19 protein-coding genes are annotated in these 21,782 nt (G+C 60.9%); 14 read left to right on the top strand and 5 right to left on the bottom strand.

From position 1 onward, the window contains the following. Positions 1 to 299 precede the first annotated feature (299 nt). The 5 genes from leuS to holA all read left to right on the top strand — a co-directional run bounded on the left by leuS (position 300) and on the right by holA (position 7,640). Positions 300 to 2,804 (top strand): leucine--tRNA ligase, encoded by a 2,505-nt coding sequence (leuS, locus tag BLV41_RS07945; RefSeq protein ID WP_425284291.1) that lies wholly within the window; start codon positions 300 to 302, stop codon positions 2,802 to 2,804. Positions 2,805 to 2,897: 93 nt separating this feature from the next. Then, positions 2,898 to 3,878: a DegV family protein gene (locus BLV41_RS07940; RefSeq protein ID WP_074711266.1), complete on the top strand. Its 981-nt coding sequence runs from the start codon at positions 2,898 to 2,900 to the stop codon at positions 3,876 to 3,878. Positions 3,879 to 3,969: 91 nt separating this feature from the next. Then, on the top strand, positions 3,970 to 4,722 hold the full coding sequence (locus BLV41_RS07935; RefSeq protein WP_083360661.1) for a ComEA family DNA-binding protein: 753 nt from the start codon (positions 3,970 to 3,972) through the stop codon (positions 4,720 to 4,722). Continuing rightward, complete coding sequence (locus BLV41_RS07930) at positions 4,719 to 6,518, top strand: ComEC/Rec2 family competence protein (protein WP_074711264.1); 1,800 nt, start codon at positions 4,719 to 4,721, stop codon at positions 6,516 to 6,518. The genes BLV41_RS07935 and BLV41_RS07930 overlap by 4 nt, the downstream gene beginning before the upstream one ends. A gap of 117 nt (positions 6,519 to 6,635) precedes the next feature. Next, a complete protein-coding gene (holA, locus tag BLV41_RS07925; protein WP_083360659.1) occupies positions 6,636 to 7,640 on the top strand; it encodes a DNA polymerase III subunit delta in 1,005 nt (334 codons plus the stop codon). A 72-nt stretch (positions 7,641 to 7,712) separates the two neighbouring features. Here the strand turns inward: holA and rpsT are convergent, their stop codons facing one another. Together rpsT and BLV41_RS07915 are read right to left on the bottom strand one after the other, a co-directional pair. Beyond that, positions 7,713 to 7,973 (bottom strand): 30S ribosomal protein S20, encoded by a 261-nt coding sequence (rpsT, locus tag BLV41_RS07920; RefSeq protein ID WP_044571975.1) that lies wholly within the window; start codon positions 7,971 to 7,973, stop codon positions 7,713 to 7,715. 178 nt (positions 7,974 to 8,151) lie between these two features. After that, complete coding sequence (locus BLV41_RS07915) at positions 8,152 to 8,703, bottom strand: type II toxin-antitoxin system PemK/MazF family toxin (protein WP_074711263.1); 552 nt, start codon at positions 8,701 to 8,703, stop codon at positions 8,152 to 8,154. 177 nt (positions 8,704 to 8,880) lie between these two features. Here BLV41_RS07915 and lepA point away from each other — a divergent pair, with 177 nt between their 5' ends. Beyond that, on the top strand, positions 8,881 to 10,737 hold the full coding sequence (gene lepA / locus BLV41_RS07910) for a translation elongation factor 4 (protein WP_170835439.1): 1,857 nt from the start codon (positions 8,881 to 8,883) through the stop codon (positions 10,735 to 10,737). Continuing rightward, on the top strand, positions 10,734 to 11,963 hold the full coding sequence (gene hemW, locus BLV41_RS07905; protein WP_074711262.1) for a radical SAM family heme chaperone HemW: 1,230 nt from the start codon (positions 10,734 to 10,736) through the stop codon (positions 11,961 to 11,963). The genes lepA and hemW overlap by 4 nt, the downstream gene beginning before the upstream one ends. 62 nt (positions 11,964 to 12,025) lie before the next feature. On the opposite strand, the gene BLV41_RS07900 is transcribed toward hemW, so the two are convergent. Together BLV41_RS07900 and BLV41_RS07895 are read right to left on the bottom strand one after the other, a co-directional pair. Continuing rightward, the gene (locus tag BLV41_RS07900) at positions 12,026 to 12,418 is read right to left on the bottom strand and encodes a DUF4870 domain-containing protein (protein WP_244516794.1); all 393 of its coding nucleotides are present in this window, start codon (positions 12,416 to 12,418) and stop codon (positions 12,026 to 12,028) included. A gap of 58 nt (positions 12,419 to 12,476) precedes the next feature. Beyond that, positions 12,477 to 13,325: a DUF3097 domain-containing protein gene (locus tag BLV41_RS07895; RefSeq protein ID WP_074711260.1), complete on the bottom strand. Its 849-nt coding sequence runs from the start codon at positions 13,323 to 13,325 to the stop codon at positions 12,477 to 12,479. Between the two features lie 196 nt (positions 13,326 to 13,521). Between BLV41_RS07895 and hrcA the strand changes: the two genes are divergently transcribed. The 3 genes from hrcA to BLV41_RS07880 are packed head-to-tail and all read left to right on the top strand — an operon-like array spanning position 13,522 to position 16,485. Next, on the top strand, positions 13,522 to 14,535 hold the full coding sequence (gene hrcA, locus BLV41_RS07890) for a heat-inducible transcriptional repressor HrcA (protein WP_074711259.1): 1,014 nt from the start codon (positions 13,522 to 13,524) through the stop codon (positions 14,533 to 14,535). A gap of 34 nt (positions 14,536 to 14,569) precedes the next feature. Continuing rightward, positions 14,570 to 15,703, top strand: a complete 1,134-nt coding sequence (gene dnaJ, locus BLV41_RS07885) for a molecular chaperone DnaJ (protein WP_044571983.1) — start codon at positions 14,570 to 14,572, stop codon at positions 15,701 to 15,703. A 5-nt stretch (positions 15,704 to 15,708) separates the two neighbouring features. Beyond that, entirely contained in the window at positions 15,709 to 16,485 is a 777-nt protein-coding gene (locus BLV41_RS07880) for a 16S rRNA (uracil(1498)-N(3))-methyltransferase (RefSeq protein ID WP_074711258.1), read from the top strand. Positions 16,486 to 16,541: 56 nt separating this feature from the next. Here the strand turns inward: BLV41_RS07880 and BLV41_RS07875 are convergent, their stop codons facing one another. After that, positions 16,542 to 17,549, bottom strand: a complete 1,008-nt coding sequence (locus BLV41_RS07875) for a GerMN domain-containing protein (protein WP_083360658.1) — start codon at positions 17,547 to 17,549, stop codon at positions 16,542 to 16,544. Positions 17,550 to 17,892: 343 nt separating this feature from the next. Between BLV41_RS07875 and BLV41_RS07865 the strand changes: the two genes are divergently transcribed. From BLV41_RS07865 to era, 4 genes are read left to right on the top strand one after another with little or no spacing between them, the layout of a single operon-like run. Beyond that, positions 17,893 to 18,966, top strand: a complete 1,074-nt coding sequence (locus BLV41_RS07865) for a PhoH family protein (RefSeq protein ID WP_044572258.1) — start codon at positions 17,893 to 17,895, stop codon at positions 18,964 to 18,966. Continuing rightward, complete coding sequence (gene ybeY / locus BLV41_RS07860; protein WP_074711257.1) at positions 18,963 to 19,436, top strand: rRNA maturation RNase YbeY; 474 nt, start codon at positions 18,963 to 18,965, stop codon at positions 19,434 to 19,436. Before BLV41_RS07865 ends, ybeY begins: the two co-directional genes overlap by 4 nt. Then, on the top strand, positions 19,433 to 20,767 hold the full coding sequence (locus BLV41_RS07855) for a hemolysin family protein (protein WP_074711256.1): 1,335 nt from the start codon (positions 19,433 to 19,435) through the stop codon (positions 20,765 to 20,767). Before ybeY ends, BLV41_RS07855 begins: the two co-directional genes overlap by 4 nt. Further along, complete coding sequence (gene era, locus BLV41_RS07850) at positions 20,764 to 21,729, top strand: GTPase Era (RefSeq protein ID WP_044571992.1); 966 nt, start codon at positions 20,764 to 20,766, stop codon at positions 21,727 to 21,729. The genes BLV41_RS07855 and era overlap by 4 nt, the downstream gene beginning before the upstream one ends. The last annotated feature ends 53 nt before the right edge of the window (positions 21,730 to 21,782 follow it).

Here is a 21,782-nt window from a genome sequence, read left to right as displayed (position 1 = left end):
GCGCATAGGGGAATTTTTGTTTCGGTATGCGCGCAACCCGCGGCCAGTGTGGCGCCAGCAACCACCGTGCGCCACACACGGGGTGAGTCCAGCGCATAAGGCAAGCCCCCGCCGTCGTACGGTGCAGACCAGTTGAAGGCCAAGTTTGTGGATACGCTAAAGTAAAGGGTATGCATACAAATCTTTTCCTTACATAGCCGCAACTACTTTTGCGGCCGCCCCTTGCTATGTCGAGGGGCTTTTGTGTGTAAAGGGTACGAAGGTGCAAGAAGCCATTGATGAATGAAAAGGCAGGGTACGTGAGCGTGCAGTCGCAGACTGAAGAGAACAGCGAAGAGGGCGTCTACAGTTTCGCCTCGATGGAAGCCAAATGGCCGGCCATCTGGGATGAATTGAAGGTCTTCACGCCCCTTGACGACGGGTCCAAGGAACGCCGCTACGTCCTTGACATGTTCCCCTACCCCTCAGGCGACCTTCACATGGGCCACGCCGAGGCATTTGCCATGGGAGACGTGGTTTCGCGCTACTGGCGCCAGCTCGGCTATGACGTGCTGCACCCGATCGGTTGGGACTCCTTCGGGCTGCCCGCCGAAAATGCGGCCATCAAGCGAAACACCCACCCCAGCGAGTGGACCTACGCGAACATCGACACCCAGGCGGAGTCGTTTAAGCGCTACGCCATCTCGGTTGACTGGTCGCGCCGCCTGCAGACCTCCGATCCCGAGTACTACCGGTGGACCCAGTGGCTCTTCAAGCGTTTCCACGAGCGTGGCCTGGCCTACCGCAAGAATTCACCCGTCAACTGGTGCCCAACGGACCAGACGGTGCTCGCCAACGAGCAGGTCGTCAACGGCGCCTGCGAGCGTTGCGGCACTATCGTGACCAAGAAGTCCCTGAACCAGTGGTACTTCAAGATCACCGACTACGCTGACCGCCTGCTCGATGACATGGACGCGCTCAAGGGCCACTGGCCGGACCGCGTGCTGGCCATGCAAAAGAACTGGATCGGCCGCTCCGAGGGCGCACACGTCACGTTCGTCATTGAGGCAGCAGGACACGAGAAGCCGCAGCAGGAACTGACAGTCTTCACCACGCGCCCGGACACGCTGTACGGGGCCACGTTCTTCGTCGTGGCCGCAGATGCTCCGTTGGCACTGGACTTGGTCACGGCCGAGCATGCCGAAGCGTTGAGCGAATACCGCGAGCAGGTCAAGGCGCTCAGCGACATCGAACGTCAGGCAACGGACCGCCCCAAGACCGGTGTGTTCACCGGCCGGTACGCCATCAACCCGCTGACGTCTGAGAAGCTGCCCGTCTGGGCCGCCGACTACGTCTTGGCCGATTACGGAACGGGCGCCATCATGGCCGTTCCTGCCCACGACCAGCGCGACCTTGACTTCGCCAAGGCCTTCGACCTGCCCGTCCGCGCAGTATTGGACACCGGAATGGAGGATCCGGCCGAAACAGGAGTTGCCTCGACCGGTGAGGGCACGCTGATTAACTCCGGCGAACTCAATGGTCTCTCCAAGTCCGAGGGTATTCCGGCCGCAATTGAGATCCTGGAGAAGCTGGGCACCGGTGAGAAGTTTGTGAACTTCCGCCTGCGCGACTGGCTGCTCTCCCGCCAGCGCTTCTGGGGTGCGCCCATCCCCATCATCCACTGCGCCGATTGCGGCGAGGTCGCCGTCCCGGATGATCAGCTGCCCGTTCGCTTGCCGGACAATCTGCGCGGCGAGGACCTGTCCCCGAAGGGCACCTCACCGCTGGCCGCGGTCGCTGATTGGGTCAACGTTGACTGCCCGAGCTGTGGCAAGGGCGCCAAGCGCGACACCGACACCATGGACACGTTCGTTGACTCGTCTTGGTACTTCCTGCGCTTTGTCTCACCTGACTACACCGAGGGCCCGTTCGACCCGGCCAAGGTCAACGACTGGATGCCCGTTGGTCAGTACGTGGGCGGTGTAGAGCACGCAATTTTGCACCTGCTCTATGCGCGCTTCTTCACCAAGGTCATCCACGACATGGGCATGCTCGAGGCCACCGAACCCTTCAGTGCGCTTCTGAACCAGGGCCAGGTGCTCAACGGTGGCAAGGCCATGAGCAAGTCTTTGGGCAACGGTGTTGACCTGGGGCAGCAATTGGATAAGTACGGGGTAGACGCCGTCCGCCTCACCATGGTCTTCGCCGGCCCTCCCGAGGACGACGTCGACTGGGCGGATGTCTCGCCGTCGGGCTCGGCAAAGTTCCTGGCCCGTGCCTGGCGTTTGGGCCGCGATGTTGACAGCGAGCCGGGCACTGACCCGGCCACCGGCGACGCCGCCCTGCGTTCACTGACCCACCGCACAGTCCACGAGGCCAAGGCCTTGCTGGAAGGGCACAAGTTCAACGTTGTGGTGGCCAAGCTCATGGAGTTGGTCAACGCCACCCGCAAGGTCATCGATTCCGGTGCCGGTGCCAAGGATCCCGCCGTGCGTGAAGCCGTCGAGGCTGTAGCCATCGTGCTGAGTCTCTTTGCGCCTTACACGGCCGAAGACATGTGGGACACGTTGGGCCACCCGGCTTCAGTAGCCAATGCGGGCTTCCCCGCAGTGGATGAGGCGCTCCTGGTGGAGCAGAGCGTCACTGCCGTTGTGCAGGTCCAGGGCAAGGTCAAGGACCGTCTGGAGGTCTCACCGGACATCTCCGAGGACGAGCTGCGCGAATTGGCACTGGCCTCGGCTGTGGTCCAAAAGGCGCTTGATGGCCGCGGCATCCGCACCGTGATCGTTCGTGCACCTAAACTGGTGAATATCGTTCCTGCCTAGGAAAGAAAAGTCACAGTCACTCAAGTGCCTTCCTTGCTCCTGGCAGGGAGGGCACTTTTGTTGGCCGACGGGGCAGGTGGGAGGAGGCTGGTCATGACAGAACGCGCTGCGGCACGGCAATGGCTGCGCCAACAGGTTCACCGCCTGCGCCCCGCTACCGCAGGACCCAAGCCGAGGATTGCCGTTGTGACTGACTCGGCTGCGGCCCTGCCACCTGTTTGGGCGGCGAGGGCGGCAGCCCAAGGATTGCTAACGGTTGTGCCCATGCCGGTGATCATCGGCCAGGATGTCTACTCCGATGACGACGCCGAACTCGAGGCGCACATTTCCCTCGCCTTGGCAGCCGGGAAGTCAGTCAAGACCTCCAGACCATCACCTGGCCAGTTCGAGCGAGCCTATGCAAGGGCCGCGGACGCAGGCTTCTCCGCCGTTCTCTCCTTGCATATCTCCGGAAAACTTTCAGGAACCTGGGAAGCAGCCCGGTTGGCCGCTGAGCGGTCGCCGATCCCTGTTGAAGTGTTTGACACGGGAACCGTGGGCATGGGCCAAGGCGTGGGTGTCCAAGCAGCTGTTGCGGTGGCGTTGAACGGCGGGACGGCCGAGGACGTACTAAAAGCGGCTACCGCGGCTGTTGGCAGCACATCCGTGTATTTCTATGTGCCGAGCCTGGAGCAACTTCGGCGTGGTGGCCGCATCAGCATGGCGTCCTCCTGGTTGGGCACCGTCCTGGACATCAAGCCAATCCTGGGGATCAGGGACGGTGCCGTGGTGCCATTGGAAAAGGTGCGGTTTGCCGCCAAAGCCGTGGCCAGGCTGGAGGCCCTGGCAGTAGCCGAGATCACCTCGCGCGGAGCGTCCGGCACTCAGGTAAGCGTGCATCATTTCGGCAATGAAGCTCAAGGGCGAACTGTCGTTGAATCGCTGGAGGGGGCTTTCCCGGACTTAGCCAGCTCAACGTTGACGAGGCTTCCGGCGGTTCTGGCAGCTCACGCAGGGCTCGGCGTGGTAGTAATTGTTGTCGCTGACGCCTTGGAGCTAGGCCTGTTGCAGCGCGTTCGGCCCGCGAGAGCCTAAGGTTCCTCCACAGCGCCAGTGGCGGATCTGCTTCTGCACATTCGAGTAGAGGCAGGGTACCCGGGGTCTGTGAACGCATTACCGTTGCCCCATGGACGGTGATGGTGGCGAGTGGACGCCGCGCAGCTTGGCCGAGGCCTCTCACCCGCGGGGCTGTATGCAGGGGCCGCGATGGGTGGTAACTTTCCGGGCCCTTGTTGTGGTGCTAGCCGTCATTGCGGCCGCACTGGGCGTGTTGTGGATCGAGGCCGCAGGTGTCCAAGGGGCCTCGGCGCAACTATCGAGTGATGCTCCGGGTAAGGTCACCATTCCACCTGTGGGGAAGGATCCCCAGGTTGGGGAGGCGTCAGCGGCAGGGGAGGCGCCCATCCAACCGATCGGAACGGCGGCTGCCCAGGCGGCAGGCTTGGTGGTTCATGTTGCCGGCGCCGTAAAGAACCCTGGCGTATTTACCTTAATGCCCGGCAGTCGGGTGTTTCAAGCCATCGATGCCGCCGGGGGAGCCCTGCCGGAGGCCAACTTATCGGCCCTGAATTTGGCAGCGACCCTGAGTGACGGGACTCAGATTCTTGTGCCAGTCCAGGGGCAGGCGTCCCCTGTGAATCCGTTGAATCCTGCGGGACCGGCGGACACTGGTCCGGCCCCGCAGGGATTAGTCAATCTCAATACTGCCACCGCAGCGCAGATTGAAACGTTGCCGGGCGTTGGGCCAGTCCTCGCCGAACGAATTGTCGCATGGCGCACGGACCACGGACCGTTTACGTCGGTGGAAGGGCTCAATGCCGTGACCGGGATCGGACCCAAGCTGCTTGCCGGATTGCAGGAGCTGGTGACCGTGTCATGAATTCCAACAGCCCTCGCTGGGCTCGGTACACGCGGGCCGCCGTCGGGACGCCTGGTCTAAATCCGAGCGAACCGGCGGTTGGCCGATTCCGTCAGTGGCTACAGCGCCGGTCCGCGGCGGTCCGTGAACGAGTGGTCTCCGCGGAGCAACTTGATGAGGCGGTGCGGCCCCGCGCCGACATCAGACTGCTGCCGGCCGTCGGGGCGGCGTGGGCGGTTGCAGCGATTGCCACATCACTGCCCCTGAGCCAGCTTGTTGCCGCCGCTGCCGCCTTGGGACTGACCCTGGCGATACTCGGAATGTGGTGGACGTGGCGGCATCGCTATGGGCGGAGCCGGGCGGTCCTGGCGTCCGGGCCAACTCTCGCCCTGGCTGCGGCATGCGTTCTGGCAGTCCTGGTGGGCGTTGCCCTTCAGCTTCATACCGCGGCGACCTCACCCATCGCCATAGCGGCCGCACAAGGAGAAGACTTGGCACTCACACTGGAAGTCGCCAACAATCCGCGACTTGTGGACTCCGGCCACGGGCCGCCGCAGGTGATCTTTGACGCCGTCGTACTTCAGGCCACGGCCCAACAACACCTCTTGACCGGGCGAATGAGCATCGTGGTCTTTGCGAAGCCGGCGTGGAGTGAGCTGCGTCAGGGAGACAGGGCCGTCACGGCTGGCAAGATTGTGCCGGCCGCTTCAGGAACCAAGGCTGCGGGGCTTTTGCGTCCCAGCACCGATCCCATGGAGGTGCAAGCTGCCGGGAGTAACCGCGTTGTTGTCACGATCAGGACATCCTGGGCGGCTGCGGTGAACCGTGTGTGGGGCGTGGTGTCGCCGGACACTGCCGGATTGCTTCCGGGTATGGTCATGGGTGATCGCAACGGTATGGACAAATCCCTTGATGAGGCCATGAAGACCGTAGGCCTGACACATCTCACCGCCGTCAGTGGCGCCAATTGCACCCTCGTTCTGGCCACACTCATGGTGGCCTTGCGGACGGTGAAGGCCCCAAGGCTCTTGGCTGTTGGCATGTCACTACTCGGTTTGGCCGGCTTCGTGCTGGTGGTTGGGCCCGACCCCAGCGTCATGCGCGCCGCCGTCATGGGCAGCATCGGTGCCATGGCGATACTCGGCGGGCGGCCAAAGCGTATTGGGACCCTGCTGTCGGTCGCCATCTTGGTCTTGCTCCTGGCGGATCCGTGGCTTGCCAGAGACTATGCGTTCATTCTTTCGGTGCTGGCCACCCTTGGGCTGCACCTGGTGGGCCAGCGCTGTGTGAGGTGGCTTCATGCCTTTTTGCCCGTGTGGCTGGCCCAGGCGGTAGCCATCCCGCTGGCAGCCCAGCTATTTTGTTCCCCCGTGATCGTACTCCTGCAAGCAAGATTGACGATCTATACGATTCCAGCCAACATGCTGGTGGCGCCTGTTATCGCCATCGTCACCACTGTCGGCACGATTGGCATGGTGGTTGCAGCTCTTGCTCCACTGCTGGCGAGTCTTTGTGCCGCCGTCAGTGGCGCGGGCGCATGGTGGGTGCAGGCCGTTGCGGGATTCATGAGTGGGCTGCCAGCTGCGAGCCTGCCATGGCCAGAGGGCTTCCAAGGGATGCTCCTGATGGCCGTGTTCAATGTCGTGGCACTCGGATCCTTGGTGGCCCTCGTGGAGCGGCAGAAGACCAAAGCGGCCATCGCGGCCCTGTTGGCCCATGTGCCGGCGCGGTGGCGGCGCAGCTGCGGCTTTGGCACAATCGTCCTGGCGGCAACAGCAGTCGCGATGTGGTGGACCGCAGCAGTGGTGAAATTGTGAGGAGCCTCCATTCCTCCCGGTTGGGAATCGCCGCGCCGTGGTGGCACAGTAGAGACCGAGAATAATGCCAGCTGTAAGAGTACCCAGCTGTGAGAGCACAAAGACAGGAACGCATCAGTGAGCGCAGCGAGAACTTCCCAGCGGGCACCCGGCTCTATCGACTGGCGTGATGTTCCACTCGCACCCGTGATCTTGGTGTTCGGCCCCGAAGATTTTATTGCCAGCCGAGCCGTCGATGATGTGCGGAAGAAACTCAGGGCACAGAATCCGGAGCTGGAACTGACCTCTCTCGATGCTGCCCACTACACAGCCGGCCAGCTCGGCATGGTGACCAGCCCCTCGCTCTTTAGCGAACCAAAACTTATTGAAGCGTCGGCCTTGGCCACCATGAGCGACGATTTCCTGCAGGATGCCTTGGCTTACATCAAGGATCCCGCGCCAGATGTAACGCTGCTGCTGGTTCACGGGGGAGGGGTGCGTGGGAAGAAGCTTCTTGATGCGTTGAAGGCTCTTGGAGTCCCGCGGGTCGAGTGCCAACCACTGAAAAAGGACGCGGAAAAGTCCCAGTTCGTCAGCGCGGAGTTTTCCATTGCCAAACGCAGGATCGACGCTCAAGCTGTTCGTGCACTCGTTGCGGCCGTGGGAGCCAGTCTCTCCGAGCTTGCTGCCGCTTGTTCGCAGCTCATCGCTGACACCACTGGCATGGTCAGCTCCGATAACGTCGATAAGTACTACGGCGGCCGCGTTGAAGCGACCGCGTTCCGTGTGGCCGATGCGGCCTTGGCGGGGAATGCGCCCGTGGCTTTGTCCACGCTCAGGCACGCACTCGCCACCGGGGTTGATCCCGTTCCCCTCGTGGCGGCCCTCGCCATGAAAGTGCGCCAGGTAGCGAAAGTGTTCTCGGCGCGAGGAAGCTCGGCCCAATTGGCCAGGGATCTGGGCATGTCGCCCTGGCAGGTGGACGCGGCCCGGCGCGACGCCGGTCACTGGAGCGGCCCCGCATTGGTAACCGCCATCAAAGTGTTGGCCGAAACAGATGCCCAGGTGAAGGGCGAGGCGAAGGACCCCGTCTATGCGGTGGAACACGCCGTCACTGTCATAGCCACCGCGGCCCGGCGCTAGCTTCTTAAAGACGTTGGGCCCCCACTAAGAAGTGGGGGCCCAACGTTGAGTTGCGAAGCGGGTCGGCTTCTCCTAGAGGGCGTTAACCTTCGCGGCGAGACCTGACTTGCGGTTGGCAGCGTTGTTGGCGTGCAAGACGCCCTTGCTGACAGCCTTGTCCAGCTTGCGGCCGGCATTCACCAATGCGGCTGCTGCTGCATCCTTGTCGCCTGCAACTACTGCCACGTTTACTGCACGGACAGCAGTCTTGACGCCTGAACGAACGGCGAGGTTGCGCTGACGCGACTTCTCGTTGGTGAGGATGCGCTTCTTCTGAGACTTGATATTAGCCACGATGTATAACTCTCTTTTGATACGTAAATTCGGTCGTAGAGGGCGTAGCTTGACCGTTGACAGCGGCGTGGGGATGCTCGAATTATGGTGAACGTCAGGTCAAGCTGCTGCATCCGCCGACCTGCACGGATACACACTATTCACGAGTCTATCAGAAACGAATCTTCGACGAGCCTGCCTATTTCCAGCCGTGCCGGCTCCGCAACCCTTTGGCAACGAACCCGAACCGCTTGGCATCCAGTATTGCGCCTTCGCGGCGCATATCAGCGGGGGAGACCTGCAGGATCCTGTCGAGTTTGACCTCACTGGGTCGCCCCTGCCGGTCCCAGGGGCCCGTGCCGATGTCGACGTAATCGTTGTCGCCACGGTGATCGGTGCTGTGGTCCTTGCTCGTGAGCATGAGGGCAAGCAGTCGCTTCCCCGAACGGCCCACGATCAGCACCGGCCGGTCCTTGCCTTGGCTGTGGTCTTCTTCGTACGGCACCCAGGTCCAGACGATTTCACCTGGGTCGGCTGCACCGTCGGGCTTGGGTGAATAGACAACCGTTGAGGTGCCGGAAAAATCGCCCGGGTAGGGGGTGCTGAGGCCTGTGGAAACAGGTCCCGGGCGCGAACCGGACGGCCTCGTTTTTGGTGGGCTTCCCTTGGGTTCAGTGGTCTTGCCCGGGGCCAGCAGTGCCCCGACCAGGGAGCGAAGAAGCTTGAATATGCGGTCGGAAGTGGAAGACATGCTTCCCAGACTAGCGAAGAGTGCCGTGAATCGGGTCTGCCGGTTCTGTGCCGGGCCCCTATTCATGGGAGACTTGAAGGCAATTGGTGTCGGTGCGCGCAGCGTACATACACAACCCCTGCACGGTTCGGTGAATCAACCGCTATCCCTGCGTCCATGCAACAGTAAGGAACCCTAGTGTCACCCATGGCCCGCACTGCCCCGGTGCCCGCCGCGACTGATCCGGCGATCATCAGGAACTTCTGCATCATCGCGCACATTGACCACGGTAAATCAACCCTGGCCGATCGGATGCTCCAACTTACCGGAGTGGTTCAGCAGCGTGATATGAAGGCGCAATACCTTGACCGCATGGACATTGAGCGCGAACGCGGCATCACCATCAAGTCCCAGGCCGTGCGTATTCCGTGGGAACTTGACGGCACCTCGTACTGCCTGAACATGATCGACACCCCGGGCCACGTTGACTTTACCTACGAAGTCTCCCGTTCCCTCGCCGCCTGCGAAGGTGCCATTCTCCTCGTCGACGCAGCGCAGGGTATCGAGGCCCAGACCCTGGCCAACCTCTACCTGGCCATGGAAAACAACCTCACCATCATTCCGGTGTTGAACAAGATCGACTTGCCCGCAGCGCAGCCTGAAAAGTACGCCGCGGAACTTGCCAACCTCATCGGTGGCAAGCCCGAAGACGTCCTCATGGTTTCGGGCAAGACCGGCGCCGGCGTCGAGGAACTCCTGGACCAGATCGTGCGCGATCTGCCGGCACCCGTTGGAGACCCCAACGCCCCTGCCCGCGCCATGATCTTCGACTCCGTCTACGACACCTACCGCGGCGTGGTCACCTACGTCCGTGTCATCGACGGCAGCCTGAGCCCGCGCGAGAAGATTCAGATGATGTCCACGCGCGCCACGCACGAACTCTTGGAAATCGGTGTCAGCTCCCCGGAGCCCAAGCCTTCCAAGGGTCTGGGCGTCGGCGAGGTTGGTTACTTGATCACGGGCGTGAAGGATGTGCGCCTTTCAAAGGTTGGCGATACCGTCACCACCTTCAACAAGCCCGCCACCGAGGCGCTTGCCGGCTACCACGATGCCAAGCCCATGGTTTTCTCGGGTCTGTACCCCATGGACGGCACCGACTATCCGGTGCTGCGTGATGCACTCGAGAAGCTCATGCTCAACGACGCCGCCCTGGTCTACGAGCCGGAAACTTCCGCCGCCCTCGGCTTCGGCTTCCGCGTAGGCTTCCTTGGCCTGCTGCACCTTGAAATCACCCGGGAACGCCTCGAACGCGAGCACAACCTGGACCTGATCTCCACAGCACCCAACGTGGAATACGAGGTCACCCTCGAGGACAAGAAGGTTGTCCACGTAACGAACCCCAGCGAGTACCCCTCGGGCAAGATCGCCGAAGTTCGCGAGCCCATGGTCGCCGCCACCATCCTGGCACCGACGGAATTCGTTGGCGCCATCATGGAACTGTGCCAGACCCGCCGAGGCATCCTTGGCGGCATGGACTACCTCTCCGAGGACCGGGTGGAAATCCGCTACCGTCTGCCCCTGGCCGAGATTGTCTTTGACTTCTTTGACATCTTGAAGTCCAAGACCCGTGGCTACGGTTCCCTGGACTGGAAGGCCGACGGCGACCAGGTCGCCGACCTGGTCAAGGTCGACATCCTGCTCCAGGGCGAGCAGGTTGACGCTTTCTCTGCCATCACCCACCGTGACAAGGCTTACGCCTACGGTGTCATGATGACCGGCAAGCTGCGCGAACTCATCCCGCGTCAGCAGTTCGAGGTGCCCATCCAGGCCGCCATCGGTGCCCGCATCATCGCCCGTGAAAGCATTCGCGCCATCCGCAAGGACGTTTTGGCCAAGTGCTACGGTGGCGATATCTCCCGTAAGCGCAAGTTGTTGGAGAAGCAGAAGGAAGGCAAGAAGCGCATGAAGATGGTGGGCCGAGTCGAGGTCCCTCAGGAAGCCTTTATCGCCGCGCTGACAACTGCCGAAGCGCCCAAGGACAAGTCAAAGAAGTGACACCGAGCGTTTTGCCCCTCGGCGACCCGGCCCCGGCCGACGGCATCCTGCCCGCGCAGGCTGCCGTCGGTGCGGACGCCCGCAAGTTCAGCCTGTACGCGCACATACCCTTCTGTGCTGTTCGCTGCGGCTACTGCGATTTCAACACCTACACTGCCACCGAGCTGGGTGGCGGCGCGTCCCAAGACGCCTATGCGGCCACCGCAGTGCGCGAGGTGGACTTTGCTGCCCGGGCCATGATTGATTCAGGCCTGCCGCAGCGAAAGCTGAGCACCGTGTTCTTCGGCGGCGGAACGCCAACACTTCTGCCGGCCAGCGATCTCACCAGCATTCTCGGCTCCGCCGTGCGAAACTGGGGCCTGGAGGATGGTGCCGAGGTCACCACGGAAGCCAATCCCGACTCGGTCACGAAAGAATCGCTGCAGGAATTGTTCGACGGCGGATTCACCCGGGTGTCGTTCGGGATGCAGTCGGCTGTGCCTCACGTCCTGAAGGTTTTGGACCGCACGCACCGGCCGGAAAGGGTGCCACAGGCTGTGGCCTGGGCCCGTGAAGTTGGGCTCAATGTGAGCGTCGACCTCATCTATGGCACGCCCGGGGAGTCCCTCGCGGATTGGGAAACCTCCGTGCGGACAGCCTTGAGCTACGAGCCGGACCACATTTCGGCGTACTCGCTCATTGTCGAAGACGGCACCAAGCTGGCGGCTCAAATCCGCCGCGGACAGGTGCCCAACATCGACGACGACGATCACGCCGTCAAGTACGAGCTTGCCGACGCACTCTTCCAAGAGGCTGGGCTGTCCTGGTACGAGGTCAGCAACTGGTCGCGCACACCCGAGGATGCCTGCCAGCACAACCTGGCTTACTGGCGTGGGGACGACTGGTGGGGGATTGGCCCAGGCTCTCACTCCCACATTGGCGGCGTGCGCTGGTGGAACGTCAAACACCCCACCGCGTACGCAAACCGTCTTGAGAAGGGTGAATCGCCGGCCGCCGGACGTGAAACCCTCGACGGGCAGACGCGGGAGATGGAACGCATCATGCTTCTCTCACGCCTCGCCGAAGGACTGGCCATTGCTACGCTCAGTCCCACGGCCCGCAAGGCCGTGGCCGGACTTATTGCACAAGAACTCGTGGACCCGCTCAAAGCATTCGCCGGAACCCTGGTCCTGACCCTCAAGGGCCGGCTGCTGGGCGACGCCGTAACCAGGGCACTGCTGGACTAGAAGAAAAAACATTGGCCCACGGCGGCCCGCCATCCGTGGGTGGGCCGCCGTCGGCTTGGGTGTTACTTGAAGTAGCGCAGGTTCCAGGCGTAACGGTACGGCTGGCCGCGGTTGACGCGAATGGCTGCGATGACTGAGAACACCGTCAGGAGAATCCAGACGAACAGTGCAACCATGGCGAACATGGAGCCAACGGCCGGGATGAAGAATGAGAAGATGAGGGCCAGCACGTTAAGGAAGATGGCAAGAATCGTGGGCGGCAATGTGAAATTGAGAGCTTCCAGGGATTCCTGGGCTGTGAATCGGCCCCTGGGGCCAATCAGCTTGTAGATCAAAAGGGACGGAACGCAGCCAAGGATTCCGCCGCAATGGGCAATAAATGCCCACTGCCGATCCTCTGAGGGTGTGAGGGGCTGTTGGGGTGCACCACTGATTCGGTTAACCGGATGACTCACAATGACTGGCCTTTCAACAAGCGAAAACTGCGGGCGGGAACATAACCGGCCCCTCTCTCTAGGATACGGGTGCGGTGAGGAAGTCTATGACCTCTTCAACCCGGCCCAGCAGCGAAGGCTCCAGATCGGAGTACGAACTGACCCTTGAAAGCAGCCGTTGCCAGCCGATTCCAATGTCCTCCGCCGTGGTGTGCGGCCATCCGAAAGCCTTCAGGATTCCTAGCTTCCACTCCATGGATCTGGGCACAACCGGCCATGCCGGGATGCCCAAGGAAGTGGGTTTGATGGCCTGCCAAACATCAACATAGGGGTGCCCAACCACCAGGACATTTTTTCGCAGCCCGGGCGTGTTCATGAGATTGGCCACAATGCGTGTTTCCTTGGATCCAGGCACCAAATGGTCCACCAAAATTCCCAGCCTGCGGGTGGGGCCGGGAGAGAAATCAGCCACCGCGGAAGCTAGGTCATCAATCCCTCGCAGCGGCTCCACCACGATGCCCTCCACCCGGAGGTCGTCTCCCCAAACCTTCTCGACGAGCTCGGCGTCGTGCTTGCCCTCAACCCAGATCCGGCTGGCCTTGGCCACCTTGGCACGGGTATCGGCAACTTTGACCGAGCCGGACGCAGTGCGGACCGTCTGCTTGGGCGCCGTCTTGACGGGGGCGATGAGTTCAACCGGCTCGCCTTCAAGCAGGAAACCAAAGCCAAGCGGAAACGCTCGGACCTTGTTTCTGCGATCCGCCAACTCCACAATATGCATGCCGCCGGACTTCTCCAGGCGCACCACGGCACCCACCCAGCCGGTCTGGACGTCTTCAAGAACCAGCCCGCCGCGGGCCTCAACTTTACGCAGGGCGCGCTGTGCCGGGGCAGTGAGATCTTGGGGTCCCCATTGTTCGTAGTGCACGAAAAAACCTTAGCTATCGTCATTCGTGGCAACGCTCATGGCGAACACTGCCGGGTGAAAACCCATGCTAACTGGTCAAAGGGCCAAGTCCGGTGCATTGGCGCGGCTCGCACCCACGGAAGGGTGCTGGAAAAAGTATTAGACTTAGCACTTGATTGGGTAGAGTGCTAGAGGCCATTGACAGGAGGTGACGGGCATGAGTGAACCGCGGAAGTTAGAAGTCCTTCGGGCCATCGTTGAAGACTATGTACACACACGTGAGCCCGTCGGCTCCAAGGCCTTGGTTGAACGGCACCACTTAGGTGTTTCAAGCGCCACCATTCGCAACGACATGGCCGCCTTGGAAGAAGAGGGGTTGATCACCGCCCCGCATACCAGCTCCGGACGCATCCCCACCGACAAGGGTTACCGAATTTTTGTCGATCAGATTTCCTCCGTCAAGCCATTATCGGCCGCCGAGCGCCGAGCTATTTCGACGTTGCTGGAGGGATCCACCGACCTCGATGACGTCCTCGAACGGACAGTGCGGGCCTTGGCCCACCTGACCAATCAGGTGGCCGTGGTGCAATATCCGCGCTCTGCCGCAGCCACCGTGCGGCATATTGAATTTGTGTCCTTGTCGGCCCGTCAGGTCTTGATTGTTTTGATCCTGGCGTCGGGCAAAGTTGAGCAGAACGTCATTGACGTTGGTACGGCGCTTGATGACGTGGCCCTGGCCGGTCTCCGTCAGCTGTTCCTCTCGAATTTGAGCGGGTTGGCCGTTGCCATGCTCCCCGATGCTGTTGCGAGCATCCCCCTGACGGTGCCACCGTCTGAACAGGGCCCAGCCGCCCGGTTGGCCCAGGGATTGGCTTTGTTGGCCCGCAACGCCCGCGAAGACCGGATCGTCATGGCGGGGACGGCCAATCTGGCCCGATCCAACAGTGATTTCCCTCTGAGCATTGGACCCGTCCTGGATGCCCTGGAGGAACAGGTTGTGCTCCTGCGCCTCCTTGAAGCGATGGCTCAGGACTCCTTGGGAATGGCTGTGGTGATTGGCCGGGAAAACCCCCACGTTTCACTGGCCGAGGCATCGGTTGTGGCGGCCGGCTATGGGCCAGGGGAAATCGCCAAACTGGGCGTCGTGGGGCCAACCCGGATGGATTACCCCAACACCATGTCCAGTGTCCGCGCGGTAGCGCAGTACCTTTCTAGAATTTTGGCCGGCTAGACGGCCACCGTTTCCACGTAAAGAGAGCAATATTTTGAGCAATCACTACGACGCATTGGGCGTCACCCGCGACGCAACTGCCGAGGAAATCAAGAAGGCTTACCGCAAGCTGGCACGTAAGCTGCACCCGGACGTCAACGACGCCCCGGATGCGCAGGACCGCTTCAAGACTGTCACGCACGCGTACGAAGTTCTCTCGGATCCCCAAAAGCGTCGCGTCTATGACACCACGGGAAACGAAAACGGCAACGACAACGGTGGTAGCAACTACGGGGGAGGCGACGGTTTCGCTTTCCAGGACATCTTCGAGACCTTCTTTGGTGGCGGCGGTGGCGGTGGTGGACGTGGTCCGGCATCGCGCACCCGTCGCGGCCAGGACGCGCTCATCACGGTTCGTGTAGAACTGCGTGAGGCTGTCTTCGGTGTCAACAAAAAGCTTGAAATCGATACAGCGGTTATTTGCCCCACCTGTGATGGCAGCTGCTGCCGCCCGGGAACCTCACCCACCACCTGCGACATCTGCCACGGCAGTGGCCAGATTCAGCGTCCCATGCGCTCCATCTTGGGCAACGTCATGACTGTTGCTACCTGCAATTCCTGCCAGGGCTTTGGCACCATGATCATTGACCCCTGCAACGAATGCATGGGGGACGGTCGTGTACGCAACCGCCGCAGCTTCACCATCAAGGTTCCCGCCGGCGTCAGCACCGGCACCCGCATCCAGCTCGGCGGCCAGGGCGAGGTTGGCCCCGCCGGTGGCCCTGCAGGAGATCTGTACGTGGAGATGAAGGTCAACAACGATCCTGCCTTCCTGCGCGAGGGTGATGACCTGCACGCCACGCTCAGCGTTCCCATGACGGCCGCGGCCCTGGGCACGGAGCTCACCTTTGAAACCTTCGACGGCGAGCAGCCCATCAGCATCAAGCCAGGAACTCAGGCCGGGGAAACCCTTAACTTGCGGAACCTCGGTGTGACGCATCTGCGCGGATTCGGCCGTGGCGATTTGAAGGTGCACATCCACGTTGAAACGCCCACCAAGCCGGACGCGGCGCAGGAAGAACTCCTCAAGCAACTAGCCGCCCTGCGCGGTGAAAGCTACACAGAAGGCAAGCTCGTCACCAGCGGCGGCATGTTTGCCAAGCTGCGCGACAAGCTCGGCAACTTCTAACGACCATGAGCAACCCTGTCTTTTACGCCACCCCTGAACAATTGGCTGGTTTGCTTCCCGGCGCACATTTCGTCTTGGACGGCGCCGAGGGGCGCCATGCCGCGACCGTCAAACGCCTGAGCACGGGGGAACCCGTTGATGTGTGCGACGGCGCCGGGTTGCGTCTGGTTTGCACAGTCACCAACGCAGACAAAAGCACACTGACTGTTCTGGTGGAAAACGTGGTCGCCGAAGGCAGGCCGGCCCTGGGCTTCACCCTGGTTCAGGCACTGGCGAAGGGGGACCGCGACGAGTTGGCCATTGAGATGGCCACCGAACTCGGCATTGACACTGTTGTGCCGTGGCAGGCGGAGCGCTCCATTGTTCGATGGAAGATGGACAAGGCGCTCAAAGGTTCGGAAAAGTGGCGGCAGGTGGTGGCCGCGGCTGCTAAGCAAGCCAGACGGTCGGCAGTGCCTGTGGTTGGATCGTTGGCGGGAACTTCGGCTGTCTGCGAACTGATCAAGGAGGCAGGGTTGGCTTTGATCCTGCATGAGGATGCTGTGGATTCGGTGGCCACGGTTGCTCGGCAATGGTTGGCCAGCACGGCAGGGGAGCCGGCACAGCAGCAGGGTGTCCTGATGATCGTTGGCCCCGAGGGTGGCATGAGTTCCGCCGAAGTTGAGGCCTTCGTGGCCGCAGGTGCGCGCACGGCCCTTTTGGGTCATCATGTACTCCGCTCCTCAACGGCAGGGCCGGCAGCCGTGGTGCTTCTGAGCCAAGAACTTGGCCGCTGGTCATAAGATTTAAATAGCCAGCCCGCAGTGATCGATCACTGCGGGCTAGCTATTTTAAGGACTTACTTGGCGCTGGGCTCGGCGATCGTCACGAGCTTTGTGTCGAGTCCAATCTTGCCGCCCGGGGCCCCCGTGTCCTGAATGTAGACAGAGAGTTGATACTCGCCCGGCGGCGGGACCAGATTGAAACTAAATTCGCCCAATTCCCGGGGACCTTGCGGGATGGTCACAGTACCGCTGAGATACTGCTCGCCCACCGTGTCGCCAACAACATGGGCCAGAGACCAGGCTAGATTCCCGGTGGGTGAAATTGCCTGGCCGGCCACCTTGAGCGGAAGACTATTGAAGCGGCTGCCGTTGGCGGGGTCAATAATCCACACGGGAGCAATAAAATCCGCGTCACGGGTTAGGGGCTTGTCAAGAACTACATGGCTGAAGGCGTTGTAGCCTGTGTGCCCGTCCACCAGCACCGAGACCTGGATCGAGGACGTGGTGTCCACGAGCCCCGCCATGGCAGCCGCGGCCGTAGCCGTATAAACCAACTGGGAGATGGACCGTTCGGCGATCCCTTGATCCACCTTTCCGCCAAAGGCGTCGGCGGAGATGTCGACAGTGATCACGTTTTTGGCTGAGATGGAAGCGCCGAGCCTCGTGGGATTGTTCCAGATGGAAAAGTAATCCGGATCGAGCGAATCGCCTCCCATCATGACGCGAAGTGCAGCCACGATGGGGTCATCGGAGGTTTGGGCAGGAAAAAATTCCCGGTAAAGAAAAACGTCATCATTGCTGGACCCCAACCAATAGACCGGAACAGTCTGTGACGCGGTGGCAGTTTCCAAAGGGGCGTTGGTCACCATGCCCTGGGCCATCGAAGAATTACTCGTGGGCATCGATGTGCTCTGTTGATTCAGCCCCTGTGAGGTGCAGCCAATGAGAGCCAGGGAGGCCGACAATCCGAGAATCGCAAATTTATCCACCAGACGCATCCGAGAGAGCACACGATCTTGCCGCGACAACGCATCAACAGAGGCGCCGAGGCGTCGTGCTGGTGCGGGATTCTTGGCAAACATGAGTGAGGCTACTCGCTAATCTTGGGTGGTGGACGGCAACCGGAACAAACCGACGCCGTGTTGTGGCTTTGGTCCCAAGCATCCCCACAAGACTTTGAACTCAATCAGCTTGGCATAGAACGCCATGTCCATGACGCCCAAATGGGTGACCTGCAAAGAACTGAAACCGTATCGAAACACTTCTGCCTCGATGTGACCAAAAGATGCGCTCACGGCATAACCGATAGTTGAACCTTGCTGCGATGCTGTGCATTAGAATTGACAACTAAGGAAGATGAATCAAAAGCCGGTGGAACTCACTGGTATACCCAAGGAGAGATTTCAGGCCGGCACGGCCGAAGCTATGGCAGAGACAACAGGGAACCGCCATGATCAATTTCCTGCTCAAGGACCCGGGCAGCACTTTCCGTATTCAGTGGAAGGAATACGCACCGAGGTGGTGCACTTCCTCTCCACCGAACAAATGGTCGCGGCACTTGGAGCCGAAGACGAAGGCCTTCGAATCATTGAAAGCCTCTACCCCGATGTGAGCTTCCTGGCTCGAGGAAACGTCCTGACCATTTCGGGACCGGTGGCCGTGGTTCCACGCATCATGCACCTCATAGAGGAAGCCCGCGGCATGGTGGCACGGAACAACCCCATGAGTGCCAGTGTGTGGGAGCAACTTGTAGCCATGCTTCACACCCGTCCTGAAACCTCTGTCGTTGACATCCTCAGCTACGACATTCTCTCCAGCCGCGGCCGGACCATTCGCCCCAAGACGGCGAATCAAAAGGACTACGTCGATTCCATTGACCGCAACACCGTGGTGTTTGGCATTGGCCCGGCCGGAACGGGCAAGACCTATCTGGCCATGGCTAAAGCGGTTCAGGCGCTTCAACGCAAAGAAGTGAGCCGGATTATTCTGACCCGCCCAGCCGTCGAGGCAGGGGAGCGCCTCGGCTTCCTCCCCGGCACGCTGAACGACAAGATCGATCCGTACCTGCGCCCGCTCTACGATGCCTTGCACGACATGATGGATCCGGAGACAATTCCGCGGCTCATGGCGGCCGGAACCATTGAAGTTGCGCCACTGGCCTACATGCGTGGCCGCACCCTCAACGATGCGTTCATCATCCTTGACGAGGCCCAGAACACCACGCCGGAGCAGATGAAAATGTTCCTGACCCGCTTGGGCTTTGGTTCCAAGATCGTTGTCACCGGCGATGTCACTCAAATCGACCTGCCGACCGGAACCAAGTCCGGGCTGAGGGTTGTCCGAGAAATTCTGGAAAACGTTGATGACATCCATTTCGCCCTTCTAGACGCCACGGATGTGGTCCGGCACCGTTTGGTGGGGGCCATCGTCAGCGCCTACAACAATTGGGATGATGCGCACCCCAATTCCACAACTCCCAAGGAAAGCACCTCGCGATGAGCATCGAAATAAACAATGAATCAGGCGTGGAGGTGCGTCAGGAAGAGCTCGTTCGGCTCATCAAGCACGTTCTCAAGGCCATGCACCTGCACCCCCAGACCGAGGTGTCGGTCATTTTGGCTGACCTGGAAACCATGGAGAAGCTCCACATCGAGTGGATGGACGAGCCAGGTCCCACCGACGTCCTGTCCTTCCCCATGGATGAGTTGCGTCCCGGGACCGCAGCCATGCCCACCCCTGTGGGTCTGCTGGGCGACATCGTTTTGTGTCCCGTCGTGGCACAGGAACAAGCTGTTGCCGCCGGCCATTCCATGGAAGAGGAACTTCTCCTGCTCTCAACTCACGGAATGCTTCACCTCATGGGTTATGACCACCGCGAACCCGAAGAAAAAGAAGAGATGTTCGGGATCCAGCGAGAGCTCCTCTCCAGCTTCCTCGGTAGGGAAGCCCCCCGGGAGACAATGAAGTGACGCTTGTCGCCTTACCGGTCTTGGGGATACTCTTCACGGCCATAGCGGCCTTCCTCGCCGCCGTTGAATCAGCACTAAACTTCTTTCCCCGCCACGATCCTGAAACGCTCGCCACGCACGGGCGGGGCCCGTCCTTGGAAAAGGTTCTGGCCGAGCCCTTGGCTCACCTGAATGCGGTGCGCTTTTGGCGTGTTTGGTCTGAAATGGCCGCAGCTGTGGCCATTGCCATTTTCCTGGTTGGCCTCCTGGGCAACGAATGGATTGCCGGACTCATTGCCACGGTTGTCATGGCCGTCCTTGGCTTCATGATGGTCGGTGTATCACCGCGTCGCCTGGGCCGGATGTATTCGGGGGCGCTCGTGGGCCGCTGCGCCTGGATCATTCACCTGCTGCGCCGCGTCCTGGGGCCGGTCCCTGAGTGGCTCAACCGTTTCGGTGCCTCGTTGACCAAAGACATTCCCAGCCGTGACGACGACTTTGTCACGGAAGAAGAATTCCGTGAGTTTGTGGACCGGGCCAGCGAATCAGAGATGATCGAGGACAACGAGGCCGAACTCATCCAAAGCGTGTTTGACCTGGGTGAAACCATGGTGCGTGCCGTCATGGTTCCCCGCACCGACATTGTTGGCATCGACCACGAAAAGACCCTTGAAGAGGCTCTCGAAGTCTTCCTCAATTCTGGATACTCGCGTATTCCTGTCATGGGGGAGAGCGCAGATCACATTCTCGGCATCCTGTACCTCAAGGACGTTGTGGCTACCCTGCATCACCTGTCCGACGGCGAATCCAGCCCGAAGGTGGAGCATCTGGCCCGAAGCGTGCGCTACGTTCCGGAGTCCAAGCCAGTCGATGACTTGTTGAAGGAACTGCAGCTTGAGTCCACACATGTGGCCATTGTCGTCGATGAGTATGGCGGCACGGCCGGGCTCGTCACCTTGGAGGACCTGATTGAGGAGATCGTCGGAGAAATCTCCGACGAATATGACTCGGTTTCCCCCGATGTCCATAGCCTGGGAGACGGTCGATACCGGATTCGGGCACGCATGGCCGTGGATGAACTGGGTGAACTCTTCGGCAGGGACCTGGACGACGACGAGGTTGACACCGTGGGCGGCTTCCTGGCCAAGCATCTGGGCAAGATTCCGTCAGTAGGCAGCAGCGTTGAGATCAATGGCATCTTGCTGGTGGCCGAGCGGATGGAAGCATCCCGCAACCGAGTCAGCCACGTCATTGCCAGCACCACAGAAGCAGTCGAGAATGACAGTATGTCCGGGAACGGCAGTACTGAAGGCACCACCCCCCACCGAACAGCACCACAGGAGCGATCATGAGTAAGTCAAAGGGCAAGTCAGGCCTCATTACGGCCAAGGGTGAGGGGTTCCGCGCCGGCTTTGCTGTACTTGCCGGACGCCCCAACGCCGGTAAGTCAACACTGACCAATGCTTTGGTGGGTCAAAAAGTAGCCATCACCTCGGCCAAGCCGCAGACCACACGTCACACCATTCGGGGCATTGTCCACAAGGACGACTACCAGCTGGTCCTCGTGGACACGCCCGGGTTGCACCGCCCCCGCACCCTGCTGGGAAAGCGCTTGAACGATCTGGTGGCGGACACGCTTTCAGAAGTTGACGTGATTGGTTTTTGCTTGCCGGCCAATGAAAAGATCGGCCCCGGCGACAGGTACATTGCCACGCAGCTGGGCCAGGTTGGCAACAAGCCGGTCGTGGCCATCGTGACCAAAACCGACACGGTGGACCGCCAAGCAGTCACCGACCAGCTGATCGCGGTTGAAAAGCTGGGTCGCGAGGTTATCGGAGAACGCGGATTTGCCGCCGTCATTCCCGTTTCTGCCGTGGAAGATTTTCAGGTGGAGACCTTGGGCAAGGTGTTCTCAGAATTTCTGCCAATTTCACCGGCGCTGTACCCGGACGGCGAGCTGACTGACGAGCCCGAAGCCGTGATGGTGGCCGAATTGATCCGCGAGGCTGCCCTTGAGGGTGTTCGCGACGAGTTGCCGCACTCACTGGCTGTTGTGGTGGAGGAAATTCTGCCTCGTGAAGGCCGCACGGAGGACAACCCATTGCTGGATGTGCGGGTCAACCTCTACGTGGAACGCCCTTCGCAGAAGGCCATCATCATCGGCAAGGGCGGTGTCCGGCTCCGTGAAGTTGGCACGAATGCACGCAAGGGCATCGAGGCGCTCCTGGGCACCAAGATCTACCTTGATCTGCATGTGAAGGTCGCCAAGGACTGGCAGCGGGACCCGAAGCAGCTGGTCAAGCTCGGCTTCTAAGTCGCTTTTGACTCGCTTCTAGGTAGGCTCGGATCCACATGAAATGGCGGCCC

Origin of the sequence: Arthrobacter alpinus (genome assembly GCF_900105965.1) — a bacterium.
GTDB classification, from domain to species: Bacteria; Actinomycetota; Actinomycetes; order Actinomycetales; family Micrococcaceae; genus Specibacter; species Specibacter alpinus.
Note: the sequence above shows the minus strand (reverse complement) of the source record. Positions and strands in the feature narration are given on the sequence as shown.